Below are 255 nucleotides of genomic sequence, written 5' to 3' on the forward strand. Positions count from 1 at the left end.
TGCCAATTCCACCACCCCGGCAGGACTTATATATGTGGAGCGGAAGACGAGGTTCGAACTCGCGACCCCCACCTTGGCAAGGTGGTGTTCTACCACTGAACTACTTCCGCACATATATGAAATTAATGAAAGATGCGGGTGAAGGGACTTGAACCCCCACGTCGTAAGACACTAGATCCTAAGTCTAGCGCGTCTGCCAATTCCGCCACACCCGCGTGTGAATATAAATGGTGAGCCATGAAGGACTCGAACCTT

Annotated in this window: 2 tRNA genes; both read right to left on the bottom strand. The window is 51.4% G+C overall.

Annotated features, from left to right (window positions below):
* Window positions 1-35: 35 nt before the first annotated feature.
* A tRNA-Gly gene (locus M3225_RS29305) sits at window positions 36-110 on the bottom strand.
* A 23-nt stretch (window positions 111-133) separates the two neighbouring features.
* Window positions 134-215: transfer RNA gene (locus M3225_RS29310), tRNA-Leu, on the bottom strand.
* Between the last annotated feature and the right edge of the window lie 40 nt (window positions 216-255).

This window comes from Priestia aryabhattai, assembly GCF_023715685.1.
GTDB lineage: Bacteria > Bacillota > Bacilli > Bacillales > Bacillaceae_H > Priestia > Priestia aryabhattai_B.